Genomic DNA, 15,132 nt, shown 5'->3' with positions numbered 1-15,132 from the left:
CGCCGACCCCGACCCGGCGCCCCGCCGCGGGACCGTGGGCACAGCCCCAGGAGGTCCCCGTGGGCTTGAAACGCTCCCACCGGCTCCCCGCCGCCATCGGCAGCGTCGTGGCGGTGCTCGCCGTGGGCGGTGGCCTGTCCGCCGCGGGCGCGCAGGAACCCGCGCCACCCCCCGTGCACAGCGCGGTCGACCCGTCCGTCCAGGCGAAGGTGCAGGGCATGACGCTGGAGGAGAAGGTCGGCCAGCTCTTCGTGACCTACGCCTACGGGCGTGCCGCCGACGCCCCGCACCCGCAGAACCGGACCGAGTTCGGCGTGGACACCCCGGCGGAGGTCGTGCAGCGCTACCACCTCGGCGGCCTGATCCACTTCACCTGGACCGACAGCCTCCACGAGCCACGCCAGATCGCGGAGCTCTCGAACGGGGTGCAGCAGGCCGCGGTGTCCTCCGGGGCGGGGGTGCCGCTGCTGATCTCCACCGACCAGGAGCAGGGCCAGGTCACCCGGATCGGCGAACCGGTGACGCAACTGCCCGGCAACATGGCGCTGGGCGCGGGCCGCAGCCCGGAGGACGCCGAGACGTCCGCGCGGATCACCGGCGAGGAACTGCGCGCGATGGGCCTGAACCAGAACTTCGCGCCCAGCGGGGACGTCAACGTGAACCCGGCGAACCCGGTGATCGGGGTCCGCTCGTTCTCCTCAGACCCGGCGCTGGCCGCGCGGCTGTCCGCGGCGGCGGTGCACGGCTACCAGGACGGCGCGAACGTGGCCGCGGCGACCAAGCACTTCCCGGGGCACGGCGACACCAACCAGGACAGCCACACCGACCTGCCCGTCATCGAGCACACCCGCGAGCAGTGGGAGCAGCTGGACGCGCCCCCGTTCCGGGAGGCGATCGCGGCGGGGACCGACGCGGTGATGAGCGCGCACATCGTGGTCCCGAAGCTGGACGACTCGGGCGAGCCGTCCACGTTGTCGCCCACGGTCCTCACCGGGATGCTGCGCGACGAGCTGGGCTACCGCGGCGTGATCGTCACCGACTCGCTGCAGATGGACGGGGTGCGGGCGAAGCACTCGGACGCGGAGATCCCGGTGCTGGCGCTGCAAGCGGGCGCCGACCAGCTGCTGATGCCGCAGAACCTCCAGGTCGCGATCGACGGGGTGCTGGGCGCGGTGCGTTCCGGCGCGCTCACCGAGGAGCGCATCGACGCCAGCGTCGAGCGGATCTTGGAGCTGAAGCGCAAGCGCGGCGTGCTCGACTCGCCGTTCGTCGACCCGGCGGCGGTGGACCGGGTCGTCGGCAACGCCGAACACCGCGAGCAGGCCCAGCGGCTCACCGACCGCACCACCACGGTGCTGCGCGACGACGCGCACGAGCTGCCGCTGCGGGACCCGGGCCGGGTGCTGGTCACCGGGGCCGGGGACCAGGCGACCGCCGAGCTGGCGGAGCGGTTCCGCGCCCGCGGCCGGGAAGCGGACTCCCTGCCGACCGGCATGACGCCGACCAGCGGGCAGGTCAGGCGGGCGGTGGACGCGGCGCGCTCGCACGACACGGTGGTGGTGCTGACCAACGCGGCGTGGAACGGGACGAACGCGGCGCAGCGCGACCTGGTGCGGGCGTTGCAGGACTCCGGCACGCGGGTGGTCGCGGCAGCTCTGCGGGACCCGTACGACGCGGCGCACGTCGAAGAGGTGCCCACCTGGCTGGCGACCTACTCGGACAAGCCGGTGGCGATGGAGTCGCTGGCGCGGGTGCTGCTCGGCGAGGTCTCCCCCGCCGGGAAGCTGCCCGTTCCGGTGCCCACCGCGGACGGCACCGGGCAGCGGTTCCCGTTCGGCCACGGACTGAGCTGGTGACCCCGATGCCGTTGAGCAGACGGGGTTTCCTGGTCTCGACCGCGGTGTCGGCCCCGCTGCTCGGCGCGACCAGCGCCTGCGCCGCGGAGCAGGACGGCCCGGTGCCCGGGTCGCTGCGCACCGGAGCGGACGTGCTCGCCGCCGAGGGCTGGCAGCGGCTCGCGGGCCGCAGGCTCGGCGTGATCACCAACCCGACCGGGGTGCTTGCCTCGCTGGAGCACGTGGTGGACGCGATGCACGCCGGCGGAGCGGTGGACGTCGCCGCGGTCTTCGGCCCGGAGCACGGTTTCCGCGGCACCTCCCAGGCAGGCGGTTCGGAGGGCGACGTCCGCGATCCGCGCACCGGACTGCCGGTGTACGACGCGTACGGCGCGGACGTGCCGAAGCTGGCCGCGATGTTCCGCGAGGCCGGGGTGGAGCGGGTGGTGTTCGACATCGCCGACGTGGGCGCCCGCTTCTACACCTACATCTGGACGATGCACCAGGCGATGCAGGCGGCCGCGCAGGTCGACGCGGAGTTCGTGGTGCTGGACCGGCCGAACCCGATCGGGGGCCGCCGGGTCGAGGGACCGGTGCTGGATCCGCGGTTCACCTCCGGGGTGGGCCTGCTGCCGATCGCCCTGCAGCACGGCATGACGATCGGCGAGCTGGCGCGGCTGTTCGACGCCGAGCACTCCGACACCCCGCTGGGCGACCGGCTGTCGGTGGTCCGGGTGGAGGGCTGGCAGGGGCGCGGCGCGGAGCCCGCGGTGCCGTGGGTGCCGCCGAGCCCGAACATGCCGACGCCGGACACCGCGATGGTCTACCCGGGAACGGGGTTGTTCGAGGGCACGGTGCTGTCCGAGGGCCGCGGCACCACCCGCCCGTTCGAGATCATCGGCGCACCGGGCATCGATTGGCGGTGGGCGGAGGAGCTGAACGCGGCCGGGCTCGCCGGGGTGCGCTTCCGGGAGACCTACTTCGTGCCCACGTTCTCCAAGCACGCCGAGCAGACGTGCGGCGGCGTGCAGCTCTACCGGGACGGCGACGTGGACCCGGTGCGGCTGGCGATCGCGATGCTGGTCTCGGCGAAGCGGCTGTACCCGGAGGTGTTCGGCTGGCGGCCGGACGGCATGTTCGACAAGTTGGCCGGTACGGACCGGGTCCGCGGCATGATCGACGCGGGCGCGGAGGTGGACGAGATCGTCGGTTCCTGGCGGGCGGACCTCACCGGGTTCCGGCGCTCGCGGGAGCGGTTCCTGCTGTACCGGTGAGGCCGGGTCGTTCGAGCGAGGGGTGAGGTCGTGATGCGCAGAGCGCTGGTGGCGCTGGTCCTGGCGTCGGTCACCGCGGCCACCGCGGGGCCCGCGTGCGCGTCGTCCCCGGACGGCGCGGGCGGCCGCTTCGACCGGCCGCAGCAGGGCTTCGCGCCCGCGGACACGGTGCTGCGACCGGGCACCCCGCAGCAGGTGGGGCTGGATCCGGCGCCGATCGACGCGGCGCTGCGGCGGATCGCGGCCTGGACCGAGGTGGTGCCGGGCAGGCAGCACCCGATGTACGCGGGCGCGGTGGCGCTGCTGGCGCACGACGGCGTGGTGGTCCGGCAGGACGCGTTCGGCCGCGAGGTGCGCTACGCGGACGGGACGGGCACCGAGCTGCCGCCGCAGGAGCAGGAACCGGTGCGGCCGGACACGATCTTCGACGTCGCGTCGATCACGAAGCTGTTCACCTCGATCGCCGCGTTGCAGCAGGTCGAGGACGGCGCGGTGGAGCTGGACGCGCCGGTCGCCCGGTACCTGCCGGAGTTCGGTGCGCACGGCAAGGAATCGATCACCGTGCGCCAGCTGCTCACGCACACCTCGGGGCTGCAGGCCGAGGTGAAGCTGTGGAAGCTGCCGCCGCAGGAGCGGATCCCGCACGTCATGGGCCTCACCCCGCAGCACCCGCCCGGTTCGGGCTACGAGTACTCCGACCCGAACATGATCACGTTGGGCGTGCTGGTGTCCCGCGTCGCGGGCGAACCGCTCGACGAGGTGGTGCGGCAGCGCATCACCGAGCCGCTCGGCATGACCGACACCGGCTACAACCCGCCGCCGCAGGAACGGCACCGGATCGCGGCCACCGAGTTCCAGGCCGATCCGCCGCGCGGCATGGTGCGCGGCGAGGTGCACGACGAGAACGCCTGGTCGCTGGGCGGGGTCGCCGGGGAGGCCGGGATCTTCTCCACCGCGCACGACCTGGCGGTGCTCGGCCAAGCGCTGCTCAACGGCGGCAGCTACGGCGGCGCGGAGCTGCTGGACGAGGACTCGGTCGAGCAGATGCTCACCGACTTCAACGGCGGCTTCCCGGGGAACTCGCACGGGCTGGGCTTCGAACTGGACCAGCGCTGGTACATGGCGGGGCTGAGCGGCCCGCGGTCGGCGGGGCACACCGGTTACACGGGCACTTCGCTGGTGCTGGACCCGCTGTCGCGCTCGGTGGTGGTGCTGCTGACGAACCGGGTGCACCCGTCCCGGGAGTGGGGGTCCAACAACGAGGCCCGGCAGGTGCTCGCGCAGGGCGTGGCGGAGTCGCTGGCGGTGCGCCCGGAGCACGGTTCGCGCGAGTGGTCGGCGCCCGCCGCGGAACCCGCGACCTTGACCACCCGGGAGCTGGGGCCGGTGGCCGGGCCCGCGCAGGTGTCCTTCGACGCGTTCGTCGACACCCAGCGGGACGGCGACGGGACCGATGCGCTCGTGGTGGAGTCCAGCGCGGACGGCGGTGCCTCGTGGCGCCCGGTGCCGGTGGAGGCGAGCGGCGACGGCGCACCGGAGGGACCGCAGCGGGTGCTGGCGGGTTCCGGGCACCGCGCGTGGTGGCAGGTGCGGGGCGCGGTGGACGCGGCTCCGGGGCAGCGGATCCTGGTGCGCTGGCGCTACGCGCCGGACGCGCGGTACACCGGGCGCGGGGTGCAGCTGGACGGCATCTCCGCGGCGGACCGGGAGCGGACCTTGCTGGACGGGGAGCTGGAACCGCAGGGGCTGCGCGCGGAGGGCTGGCGGGAGGTGGAGCGCTGAACGGCCCGGAGCCGAGCGTCCCGTTGCTCCCGATCGGGTGTACCGCCCGGGAATCCGGAATAGCCGCGCCTCCGGCCGCGTCGTGACCGGTGTTCATCGTCGAGCACCAGGAGGCAGCGCTCATGGCCGCGATCCCGCAGGAACTGGCCGAGATCCTCAGCAAGCGCGCGTTCGCGCACATCGCGACCCTCGGTCCGCGGGGCGAGCCGCAGTCCAGCCCGGTGTGGGTCGAGTGGGATGGCACGCACGTGAGGTTCAGCCAGACCACCGGCAGGCAGAAGTACCGGAACCTGCAGCGGGATCCGCGCATCGCGGTGTCCGCGCACGACCCGGAGAACCCGTACCGCTACGTCGAGATCCGCGGCCGCGTCGCCGGGTTCGAGCCGGATCCGGACAACGCGTTCATCAACAAGATGGCGAAGAAGTACACCGGTGAGGACGAGTACCAGTGGGGGCAGCCGGGGGACGAGCGCGTGGTGGTGCTCGTCGAGCCGGAGCACGTGCCGGGCGCGTAGTCCGGCCTCGGCGGGACGCGCGGTGGCTCCTGCCGCGCGCTCCGCGTTCGGGGCGGTCGGGCGGCGACCCGTCCGGCCGGGTCGGCCGAGCCACCGCTCAGTTCGTCTCGGGACTGGGCAGGTGCGGGCCGAGGTGTCCGATGTGGACAGACGCGGACCGTCCGCGGGTGTCGTCGTAGTAGTGCAGGCGGGGCGCGACACCACCGCTGCGCTCGATCTTGACGTGGGCGGCGAAGAAGGCGTGCCCGGACGGATCGACCTCCACCGGGACCGGGAAGGTGCGGGCGTTGCGGTAGCGCGGCGTGTTGACCACCAGCTCGGTCTCCCCGGAGGCGATCAGCGTCGGGGAGATCCCGCGCGCACCGCCGTGCGCGCGGACGAAGTGGGCGAACCCGCGCAGGTCCGGGCGGGCGTGATCGATGGCGGTGGCGCGTTCGCGCGCGTACGAGTCCAGCAGCACCAGCACGTTCCAGGTGCGGCGGAGCCACTGCGCGCTGCGGTGGTGACCGTCCAGTTCGGACGGATCGACCTGCGGACCGAAGCGCAGCGCGGGCAGTGCGCGGTGTGCCGCGTCGAGCAGGTCGGCGAAGCGGTTCACGGCCGGCCCGGCGTCCGCCGCCGCTACGGCACGACCGGGACCGCCGAGTTCCCCGTCCGCCGTCCCGGCGTCGGACGGATCGGACTCGGGCTGCCCGGCGTCGGACGGCCCGGCATCGAACGACCCGGCGCCCTTCCCCGCTCCGGTGATGCGCCGCAGCGCCGCGACGCGTCGGCGCGCCAGCAGCAGCCGGTCTTCGGCCGCGTCGAGTTCTTCCGCGTACAGCGCGGATTCCAGTTCGGCGTCGTGCGCCGCGCGCCACGCGGCGGGGACGGATCCGCGGCGCAGCAGCGCTTCGGCCTCGTCCCGCTCGCCCCGCAGCCGTCCGACGAGCTCGGCCAGCCGCCGCCGGGAGTCGGCGGACCGCCGTTCCCGCCGCCGCGCGCGTTCGGCCGCGGCGCTCCGCTCGTCGAGCGCCCGAGCCGCGGAATCGGCCTGGTCCCGGGCGGCGTCCTCCTGCCCGGCCGCGGCGCTGAGCCGGTCCCGCAGCACCCGCGCACCACCGTCGTCGGCCGCGGGCAGCCAGCGCAGTGCGCCGCCGCGGGTGTCGGCGGTGACCCGGCGGTCGTGCATCGGGTCGAACAGCAGCGCCTGCCAGGCGTCCCCAGTCGTCCGGATCGCGCCACCGGCCCGCCAGCTGCTCGCCCGCAGCACCGCGTCCACCAGCTTCCGCCATTCCCCGGCGCGGTGGAACCGGTCCCGCGGCAGCACCGGGTCCGGTTCGTGATCGACCCACCACGGCGGCAGGTACAGCCGGGCGGCGCGGGCGGGGATCCGGCGTGCGGGCGGGAGCAGCGCGTTCACCCGGTCCCGCACCGAGTCGTCGGCGGGCAGCAGCCCGCACAGGCCGCGGGTGGCGTTGCGGAAGCGCAGCAGTTCCGGCGGGAGCGGCCGGGCGAAGTCGTCGTTGTAGACCAGCACCGGCGAGTCCCGCACGCCTTCGTCGAAGGTGTGCACCAGGAAGTCCACGTCGTCGAGTTCCACCAGCGGGTTCTGCTCGGTCAGCGAGTACGCCCCGCGCGGGTCCCGCGGTCGCGCGGCGAGCAGTCCCAGCTTCTGCACCGGGCTCACCTGGTCGCGGAGGGACCAGGGCCGGGCGGCTTCGGCGTAGACCCAGAAGGCGTGCGCGTCGCCGGAGCCGGGTGCGGCCACGAGCGCGGCGCGCACTTCGCCGGTTCCGCGACCCCAGCTCACCCGCCAGCGGCGCGGCAGCTCGGCGCCGGGTTCGCGTCCTTCGTCGATGAGCCGCAGTTCGCCCGCTTCGTGCAGCCGGACCAGCGCGCTCCCGGCGTCGAGCAGCTCGGGTCCCGCGTGGCCTGCCGCGCAGAACGCGGTGCGGCGCAGCGGTTCCGGTGCGGTGCCGCTCATCGCGGTTCCGGTCCGACGTGCCCGACGTGCACCGCACCGGTGGGTCCGGCGGTGTCGTCCAGGTAGTGCAGGGCGGTCGGTGGATCGCCGGCGTGGTCGAGCAGCACGTGGTCGCGGAACGCGGTCCAGCCGGTCGGGTCGACCGCTTCGGGGACTCGGAAGGTGGTGGCGGCGTCCGCCGGGGCGCGTCGCAGCGCCGGGGCGCCGATCCCGCCCGCGCGCAGCAGCGCGGGCAGCGAGCCGCCGGGCGCCGCGGCGTGCTGGGCGAGCAGGTCGAGCACCTGGTCGCAGCGCCGCGCCCGCGCGCAGTCGAGGCGGTCCACCTCGGCGCGCACCTCGGGTCCGAAGTGGACTCCGGGCCGGTCGGCCGAGCCGGCCGGTCCGAGCTCGGCGGGTGCGCCGCGGCCGCGCAGCCGGTCCTCCTCGGCGCGGAGCCGTTCGAGTTCGCGCTCGCACTCGGCGAGCCGCGCCGAGCGGGCCGCGCCGAGCCGTAGCGCTTCCGCGGTGCGGCTCCGCGCGGCGCCGAGGGAGGTCCGGGCGAGCCGTTCCCGCACCGCGTCGCGTTCGGCGCGCAACCGCAGCACGCCGCCCGCCAGCACCCGGCGGGACCGGTCCAGCTCCGCGGTGCGGGCGGTGCGCCGGTCGATCTCGGCGTCGAGCTCGTGCGCGGCGGCGGCGCGCCGCGCGGCGGTCCGGCGGGATTCGGCCTGCCGCGCTCCGGCCCCCTGGATGCGCTGGCGCAGGTCGGACTTGTCGGCGCCGCCCGCGGTGGCGAACCACCGCTCCCCCGGCCCGACGGGCGAGTCGGCGACGCGCTGGTCCTGCCAGCCGGTGGCGAACAGCAGCGCCCACGGTTCGTCCGCGTCGTCGGCCGCGGGCGAGCGCCACCGGGACACCCGCAACGCGAGCGCGGCGGCTTCGTCCCAAGCGGCGGGATCAGCCGCGTCCACTTCGGACAGCAGGGGATCGTCGCGTTCGGCGGCCCACGGCCCGGGCAGGAACAGCCGGGCGCCGCGGTGCGGGATCCGCAGCGATTCCGGCAGTTCCGCGTCGAGGCGGCGCGCCACCGCGTCCCCGACGAACACGACCGGGGCCGTACCGGCGGTGGCCTTGCGGAACTCCGCGGTCGCCCGCGGCACCACCAGCGGACGTCCCGCCTCGCGGTCGACGTGCCGGACCAGCACGGCCGTCCCGCCGCGCCGGTCCCGGATGGCGGCGAGCAGCCCGGCGAGGTCGTCCGGGTCGTCGCGCAAGGTGGAACCGGTGACGGCGAGCCCGCTGCGCGGGTCGGCCAGCGGGAACCGGGCGAGCCCGGCGCGCGGCAGCGGCGACGGGACTCCGATCCCCCACCCGCCGGGGGTGCGCGCGGCGAACCAGCACCGCACCAGGTCGTCCCGCGCCAGCAGCACCAGCACCGCCGAGACCGGGCCGTCCGCGCGCTGCCACGTCATCCGCCAGCGCAGCGGCGCGTCCGGGTCGGCGCGGTCCAGCGCGCCGCGGTCGTAGAGCCGCAGGGCACCCGCCTCGTGCTGCTGGAGCAGGAATTCGGCGTGCTCGTCGACCGGGGCGGAGACCGATCCGGTGGCGCAGAACAGCTCGGAACCGAGGTCCGCTGGCCCGCTCATGTCACCCCGCTCCGCGCCGTGGCATCTGCCCGAAGCCTAGCGAACGGGCGGTGCAACCCGGTGGCCGCCGACCACCGTCCACCCGTCGGCAGAGTTCCACACCAGCACCCCGACCAGCGCGGGAAGGCACCGGAGATACCCGCATTGACCTGCACAGATCCTCGTCAGTAAGTTTCCCACATGGCCCTTGACGACGCGTCGACCGAAGCCGGTGCGACCAGCCCGCTGGTCCGGATCCGCTCCCTGCTCCCGGGCCTGGCCAGGGCCGAGCAGCGGGTCGCCAACATCGTGCTGTCCGCGCCGGCCTCCATCGCGCGGCGCAGCATCACGGACGTGGCCGAGGCCGCCGGGACCAGCGAGACCACCGTGACCCGGTTCTGCAAGGCGATCGGCGTCGGCGGCTACCCGGACCTGCGGATCGCGTTGGCCGCGGACACCGCCCGCACCTCCAGCCGGGACCGCGACCTCGGCGGCGACATCGAGCCGGACGACCGGCTGGAGCAGATCATCGACAAGGTGGCCTACGCCGACGCGAAGGCGGTGGAGGAGACCGCCGGGCAGCTGGACGCGAACGCGCTGGCCGCGGTGGTCGAGGCCGTCGCGGGCGCCCGCCGGATCGACGTCTACGGGGTGGGGGCCAGCGCCTTCGTCGCGCTGGACCTGCAGCAGAAGCTGCACCGCATCGGGTTGACCTGCTTCGCCTGGTCGGACACGCACGCGGCGCTGACCTCGGCGGCGCTGCTGCGGGAGGGCGACGTGGCGCTGGGCATCTCGCACACCGGCGCCACGACCGAGACCGTCGAGGCGCTGCGCGAGGCGGGCCACCGCGGCGCGATCACGGCCGCGCTCACCAACTTCAGCCGCTCCCCGATCACCGAGGTGGCCGACCAGGTGCTGACCACGGCGGTGCGCGAGACGACGTACCGATCGGGTGCGATGGCGAGCCGCATCGGCCAGCTCACCGTGATCGACTGCCTGTTCATCGGGGTGGCGCAACGCCACATCGACGAGGCGAAGGCGGCGCTGGACGCCACCTACGAGGCGGTCGGCGCGCACCGGCTCGGTGCCCGCCCGGACCGCCGACGGCACAAGGAGGACGGCCGATGAACCGCGACGCCGAGGGACCCGCCGTGCGGGTGGACGCCCCCACCGAGCGCACCAACGAGCGGACCAGGGACATCGACCTGCTGCCGACGCTCGACGTGCTGCGGGTGCTCAACGCCGAGGACCGGACGGTGCCGGAGGCGGTGGGCCGGTCGCTCCCGGACCTGGCGCGCGCGGTCGACCGGGCGGTGGCCGCGCTCCGCGGCGGCGGCCGGGTGCACTACGTGGGCGCGGGCACCTCGGGCCGGCTGGCGGTGCTGGACGCGGCCGAGCTGATCCCCACCTACAACGTGCCCGCGGACTGGGTGGTGGCGCACCAGGCGGGCGGCGCCGGAGCGTTCCAGAAGCCGGTGGAGAACGCGGAGGACGACGCCGAGGCAGGGGCGGCGATGGCCCGGGCCGAGGTGGCCGCGGGGGACTTCGTGCTCGGGCTGACCGCGTCCGGCCGCACCCCGTACGTGCTGGGCGCGCTGCGCGCGGCGCGCGAGATCGGGGCGGGCACGGCGCTGATGTCGGCGAACCCCGAATCGGCGGGCGACGCCCCGGCCGACCTGACCATCGCGGTGGACACCGGGCCGGAGCCGATCGCGGGTTCCACCCGGATGAAGGCGGGCACGGCGCAGAAGCTGGTGCTCACTTCGTTCTCCACCGCCGTGATGATCCGGATGGGCCGCACCTACTCGAACCTGATGGTGAGCCTGCTGGCGACGAACGCGAAGCTGCGCGGCCGCACCGTCGAGATCCTGCGGGAGGCGACGGCCGCGTCCGAGGACGAGTGCGCGCGGGCGTTGAACGCGGCGGACGGCGACCTGAAGACCGCACTGGTGCACCTGCTGACCGGCGCCGAAGTCCCCCGCGCCGCGGCCGCGCTGACCGCCGCCGACGGCCGGGTCCGCGACGCCCTCCGCACCCTCGGCAGCTGAGCCGATCCGGCAGTCAGGCCATGCCGGTGGCGACGCGGCCGAGGGCGGTGAACAAGCTCGCCCAGAAGCGTTCGGTGTCGAGGACGGTGGCGACCTCGGCGTTGTGCAGCTCGGCGGGGGCGGCGAAGTCGGTGACGGTCATGCCCGAGGTGAACCGGCCGTGGACCTCCACGTCGACCCGCGCGGGCACCGTGGTGAACATGCCGGGGTCGAGCGCGTAGGCGATGGCGCACGGGTCGTGCACGGCGGGGCCTTCCACGCGGTACTGCGGGTGCTGCCCGTAGAAGTCGAGGATCGGCGAGATCAGCTCGGCTTCCAGCCTGCCCAGCCCGGCGAACCGGCCCCGGACGGCGGCGGTCGCGCGGGCCTGCGCGGTGAGGTCGAGGCCGATCATGGTGGTGCGCCAGCCGGCGCCGAACGCGACGGCGGCGGCCTCCGGGTCGGCGAGCACGTTGAACTCCGCGGCGGGCGTGCGGTTCCCCCTGGTGTAGGAACCGCCCATGATCACGAACTCGCGGACCTGCTCGACGAGCCGGGGCTCCTTGCGCACCGCGAGCGCGACGTTCGTCAGCGGACCCACCGCGACCAGGCTGATCTCGCCGGGCGCTGCGGCGACGGTGTCGATGATGAAGTCGACGGCGTGCCCGTCCCGCACCCCGCTGGTGGCGGCGGGCAGCCGGACCCCGCCGAGACCGTTGCCGCCGTGCACCTCGTCGGCCAGCACGACGTCCCGCACCAGCGGCCGGTCGGCGCCCGCGACGACCGGCACGTCCATGCCGAAGAAGCCGGTGAGGCACAGCGCGTTGTTCGTGGTGTGGTCGAGCCCCACGTTGCCCGCGACGGTGGTGATCCCGACGAGCTCCAGTTCGGGGCTGCCGTGGGCGTAGGCGATGGCCAGCGCGTCGTCGATGCCCGGGTCGCAGTCGAGCAGGACCTTCTTCGGCACGTCCGTGCCCCCTCCCGGTGCGGTGCTCACGATTGGACGGCGTCGGCGATGGACTTCGCTTCCCGCGCGCCGGTCTCCAGCGCGGTGCAGCAGTGCACGATCCACTTCGCCACGCCGTCGGGTTCGCCGGTGGCGAACGCGGCGGCGGCGTCCTGGTAGTCGGCCCGGCGGCGGAAGTAGGCGACCTCCGGCACGACGAGGCCCTTCGGGTCGAGGCCGCTGCCGATCACGCTGAGCCGGGCGGCGGCCCGCGCCACGATGCCGTCGACCTCGCCGAACGGGGCGAGCGCGAGCAGTTCGCCGTGCACCACGGCGGCCTGCACCGGCCCGGGCACCAGGTTCTGCGAGCGGCCGCCCGCGTCGGCGACGACCTGGGCGAGCAGGTCCAGCCGCCCCGAGACGGCCGGGTCCTCGCGGGGCCTGCCGAGCCGGTCCGGGTCGCCGGGCAGGTCCGCGGCGGCGAGCACGTGCAGCCGGGCCAGGGCCTGCAGCGGGGCGCGCTGCCAGGTCGGCAGCAGCGGCCCCAGCGCTTCGGCGACGCGCAGCGCGCCCGCCAGCAGCGGGTCGCTCACCTCGCCGCTGTCCGGGATCTCGGTGGCCCCGCCGGCGACGGCGGCCGAGGCGCGGGCGGCGCGCACCGAGGCTTCGGCGCTGGTCGCGGGCCAGCCGCGGCGGTTCGCCGGGTGCCGGTGGATCTCGTCGATCGCGGTCCGCGCGGCGGCGACCGCGTCGGTGACACCGGGCAGCTCCAGCAGCGGGAGCAACGACTCTTGGGCACTCACGCCGCTGGACGCTACCCGGCGGGTGCGGCGGCCCCGCCTGGACCCGTTCCCACCTGCGCAGGTCCCGGCACCGGAGGCGGTCGCGCACCTCCCGCCCCTGGTCACTCGACCGTGTGTGGGCAACTCGATTGCAACGTTCGGGGCACCAGCCTGCTCCGCAGGTGCCGAGCCCGGACCACGGACGTCACCGGCAGGATTGGTCGCACCAAAGCGAGAACCTCTGTCGGAGTGAGCCGCGTCGCACTACGGTCTAGATGACATCGAAGGTCACCCCGCAGCGCAGGGAGGTTCCCCGCAATGAGCCAGCCCGACGGGCCGAGCAACACCTTGGACAACCTGCTCACGGAGAGCAGGACCTTCCCGCCGACGGCCGAGTTCGCGGCCGCGGCCAACGCCACGTCGGACTCGTACGACAGGGCAGCCGCCGACCGGGAGGGCTTCTGGGCGGAGCAGGCCGACCAGCTCGACTGGGCCCGCAAGTGGGACCAGGTCCTCGACTGGTCCGGCGCCCCGTTCGCGAAGTGGTTCGTCGGCGGCGAGCTGAACGTGGCCCACAACTGCGTGGACCGGCACGTCGAGGCGGGCAACGGCGACCGGGTCGCGATCCACTGGGAGGGCGAACCCGGCGACAGCCGCACGATCACCTACGCCGAGCTGCAGCGCGAGGTCAGCCGCACCGCGAACGCGCTCGCCTCGCTGGGCGTCGGCGCCGGTGACCGGGTCGCGATCTACCTGCCGATGCTGCCGGAAGCCGTGTTCTCGATGCTCGCCTGCGCGCGCCTCGGCGCGCTGCACAGCGTCGTGTTCGGCGGCTTCTCCGCGGAGGCGCTGCGCGCCCGGATCAACGATGCCGAGGCGAAGGTCGTCATCACCTGCGACGGCCAGTACCGGCGCGGCAAGGCCGCCCCGCTCAAGGCCAACGTGGACGAAGCGGTGCAGCACACGCCCAGCGTCGAGCACGTCCTGGTCGTCAAGCGCACCGCCACCGAGGTCGCGTGGAACGAGCGGGACAAGTGGTGGCACGACGTGGTCGAGCCGCAGTCCGACCAGCACACCCCGGAGGCGTTCGACTCCGAGCACCCGCTGTTCATCCTCTACACCTCCGGCACCACCGGGAGCCCGAAGGGCATCCTGCACACCTCCGGCGGCTACCTCACCCAGGCCGCCTACACGCACCGCACCGTCTTCGACCTGAAGCCCGGGTCGGACGTGTACTGGTGCACCGCCGACATCGGCTGGGTCACCGGGCACACGTACATCGTGTACGGACCGCTGGCCAACGGCGCCACGCAGGTGATCTACGAGGGGACGCCGAACAGCCCGCACGAGGGCAGGCACTGGGAGATCGTGCAGAAGTACGGCGTGACGCTGTACTACACGGCGCCCACCACGATCCGCACCTTCATGAAGTGGGGCGCGGAGATCCCCGCCCAGTACGACCTGTCCACGCTGCGGGTGCTCGGCTCGGTCGGAGAACCGATCAACCCCGAGGCCTGGATGTGGTATCGGGAGCACATCGGCGGCGGGAAGACCCCGATCGTCGACACCTGGTGGCAGACCGAGACCGGCGCGATCATGATCTCGCCGCTGCCCGGGGTGACCGCCACCAAACCCGGTTCCGCGCAGGTCCCGCTCCCCGGCATCTCCGCGAAGGTCGTCGACGAGACCGGCGAGGACGTCGGCCCCGGCGGCGGCGGGCTGCTGGTGCTGGACAAGCCGTGGCCGTCGATGCTGCGCGGCATCTGGGGCGACGACCAGCGGTTCAAGGACACCTACTGGTCGAAGTTCGCCGATCTCGGCTACTACTTCGCCGGCGACGGCGCCAAGTACGACGACGACGGCGACATCTGGCTGCTGGGCCGGGTGGACGACGTCATGAACGTCTCGGGCCACCGGATCTCCACCACCGAGGTCGAGTCGGCGCTGGTCTCGCACCCGACGGTCGCCGAGGCCGCGGTCGTCGGCGCCAGCGACCCGACCACCGGGCAGGGCATCGTCGCGTTCGTCATCCTGCGCGGCAACGCCGCCGACGAGGCGGGAGGCGACGCGGCGCTGAAGGCGCTGCGCGACCACGTCTCGCACGAGATCGGCCCGATCGCGAAGCCGCGGCAGATCATGGTCGTGCAGGAGCTGCCGAAGACCCGCTCCGGCAAGATCATGCGTCGGCTGCTGCGGGACGTGGCGGAGAACCGCGAGGTCGGCGACGTGTCGACGTTGGCGGACTCCTCGGTCATGGACCTCATCTCGAAGGGCATCCGCAAGTCCTCCGACGAGTGATCGAACTCCGCGCCCCGGGCCCCCCCCCCCCGGGGGGGGCGCGGCCCCCCCCCGGGGGGGGGGCGCCCCCCCCGCGGGGGGGGGGGGCCCCCCCGGGGGGCGG

The 15,132-nt window shown here is 74.4% G+C and carries 11 protein-coding genes; 7 read left to right on the top strand and 4 right to left on the bottom strand.

The window, feature by feature from the left end:
* Positions 1-65: 65 nt before the first annotated feature.
* The 4 genes from LCD35_RS28325 to LCD35_RS28310 all read left to right on the top strand — a co-directional run bounded on the left by LCD35_RS28325 (position 66) and on the right by LCD35_RS28310 (position 5,406).
* On the top strand, positions 66-1,856 hold the full coding sequence (locus tag LCD35_RS28325; protein ID WP_255615727.1) for a glycoside hydrolase family 3 protein: 1,791 nt from the start codon (positions 66-68) through the stop codon (positions 1,854-1,856).
* 5 nt (positions 1,857-1,861) lie between these two features.
* Positions 1,862-3,109 (top strand): exo-beta-N-acetylmuramidase NamZ domain-containing protein, encoded by a 1,248-nt coding sequence (locus tag LCD35_RS28320; RefSeq protein ID WP_224957282.1) that lies wholly within the window; start codon positions 1,862-1,864, stop codon positions 3,107-3,109.
* Positions 3,110-3,142: 33 nt separating this feature from the next.
* Positions 3,143-4,891: a serine hydrolase gene (locus tag LCD35_RS28315; protein ID WP_224957280.1), complete on the top strand. Its 1,749-nt coding sequence runs from the start codon at positions 3,143-3,145 to the stop codon at positions 4,889-4,891.
* A 122-nt stretch (positions 4,892-5,013) separates the two neighbouring features.
* Positions 5,014-5,406, top strand: a complete 393-nt coding sequence (locus LCD35_RS28310; RefSeq protein ID WP_224978194.1) for a PPOX class F420-dependent oxidoreductase — start codon at positions 5,014-5,016, stop codon at positions 5,404-5,406.
* Positions 5,407-5,503: 97 nt separating this feature from the next.
* Here the strand turns inward: LCD35_RS28310 and LCD35_RS28305 are convergent, their stop codons facing one another.
* Both LCD35_RS28305 and LCD35_RS28300 read right to left on the bottom strand, forming a co-directional pair.
* Positions 5,504-7,372 (bottom strand): hypothetical protein, encoded by a 1,869-nt coding sequence (locus LCD35_RS28305; RefSeq protein WP_224966658.1) that lies wholly within the window; start codon positions 7,370-7,372, stop codon positions 5,504-5,506.
* Entirely contained in the window at positions 7,369-8,997 is a 1,629-nt protein-coding gene (locus LCD35_RS28300; RefSeq protein ID WP_224957273.1) for a hypothetical protein, read from the bottom strand. Before LCD35_RS28300 ends, LCD35_RS28305 begins: the two co-directional genes overlap by 4 nt.
* Before the next feature lie 180 nt (positions 8,998-9,177).
* On the opposite strand from LCD35_RS28300, the gene LCD35_RS28295 reads away from it, so the two are divergent.
* Complete coding sequence (locus LCD35_RS28295; protein WP_224957271.1) at positions 9,178-10,104, top strand: MurR/RpiR family transcriptional regulator; 927 nt, start codon at positions 9,178-9,180, stop codon at positions 10,102-10,104.
* The gene (murQ, locus tag LCD35_RS28290; protein WP_224957269.1) at positions 10,101-11,024 is read left to right on the top strand and encodes an N-acetylmuramic acid 6-phosphate etherase; all 924 of its coding nucleotides are present in this window, start codon (positions 10,101-10,103) and stop codon (positions 11,022-11,024) included. The genes LCD35_RS28295 and murQ overlap by 4 nt, the downstream gene beginning before the upstream one ends.
* 13 nt (positions 11,025-11,037) lie before the next feature.
* Here murQ and LCD35_RS28285 read toward each other — a convergent pair whose 3' ends face one another.
* Positions 11,038-11,970, bottom strand: coding sequence for a nucleoside hydrolase (locus LCD35_RS28285; RefSeq protein WP_224957267.1), 933 nt, complete (start codon positions 11,968-11,970; stop codon positions 11,038-11,040).
* Positions 11,971-11,996: 26 nt separating this feature from the next.
* Entirely contained in the window at positions 11,997-12,752 is a 756-nt protein-coding gene (locus tag LCD35_RS28280; RefSeq protein WP_225045218.1) for an oxidoreductase, read from the bottom strand.
* 297 nt (positions 12,753-13,049) lie between these two features.
* Between LCD35_RS28280 and acs the strand changes: the two genes are divergently transcribed.
* Positions 13,050-15,029 carry an acetate--CoA ligase gene (gene acs / locus LCD35_RS28275; RefSeq protein ID WP_224957263.1) on the top strand — a complete coding sequence of 660 codons (1,980 nt, stop codon included), beginning with the start codon at positions 13,050-13,052 and terminating at the stop codon, positions 15,027-15,029.
* The last annotated feature ends 103 nt before the right edge of the window (positions 15,030-15,132 follow it).

Source organism: Saccharopolyspora sp. 6V, from assembly GCF_020176785.1.
Lineage (GTDB): Bacteria > Actinomycetota > Actinomycetes > Mycobacteriales > Pseudonocardiaceae > Saccharopolyspora_C > Saccharopolyspora_C gregorii.
Note: the sequence above shows the minus strand (reverse complement) of the source record. Positions and strands in the feature narration are given on the sequence as shown.

Bases quoted from the DNA above. Each gene is read 5' to 3' on its own strand.
- LCD35_RS28315 (WP_224957280.1), top strand. From the start codon at position 3,143: ATGCGCAGAGCGCTGGTGGCGCTGGTCCTGGCGTCGGTCACCGCGGCC.
- murQ (WP_224957269.1), top strand. From the start codon at position 10,101: ATGAACCGCGACGCCGAGGGACCCGCCGTGCGGGTGGACGCCCCCACC.
- LCD35_RS28300 (WP_224957273.1), bottom strand. From the start codon at position 8,997: ATGAGCGGGCCAGCGGACCTCGGTTCCGAGCTGTTCTGCGCCACCGGA.
- LCD35_RS28310 (WP_224978194.1), top strand. From the start codon at position 5,014: ATGGCCGCGATCCCGCAGGAACTGGCCGAGATCCTCAGCAAGCGCGCG.
- LCD35_RS28305 (WP_224966658.1), bottom strand. From the start codon at position 7,372: ATGAGCGGCACCGCACCGGAACCGCTGCGCCGCACCGCGTTCTGCGCG.
- acs (WP_224957263.1), top strand. From the start codon at position 13,050: ATGAGCCAGCCCGACGGGCCGAGCAACACCTTGGACAACCTGCTCACG.
- LCD35_RS28320 (WP_224957282.1), top strand. From the start codon at position 1,862: ATGCCGTTGAGCAGACGGGGTTTCCTGGTCTCGACCGCGGTGTCGGCC.
- LCD35_RS28295 (WP_224957271.1), top strand. From the start codon at position 9,178: ATGGCCCTTGACGACGCGTCGACCGAAGCCGGTGCGACCAGCCCGCTG.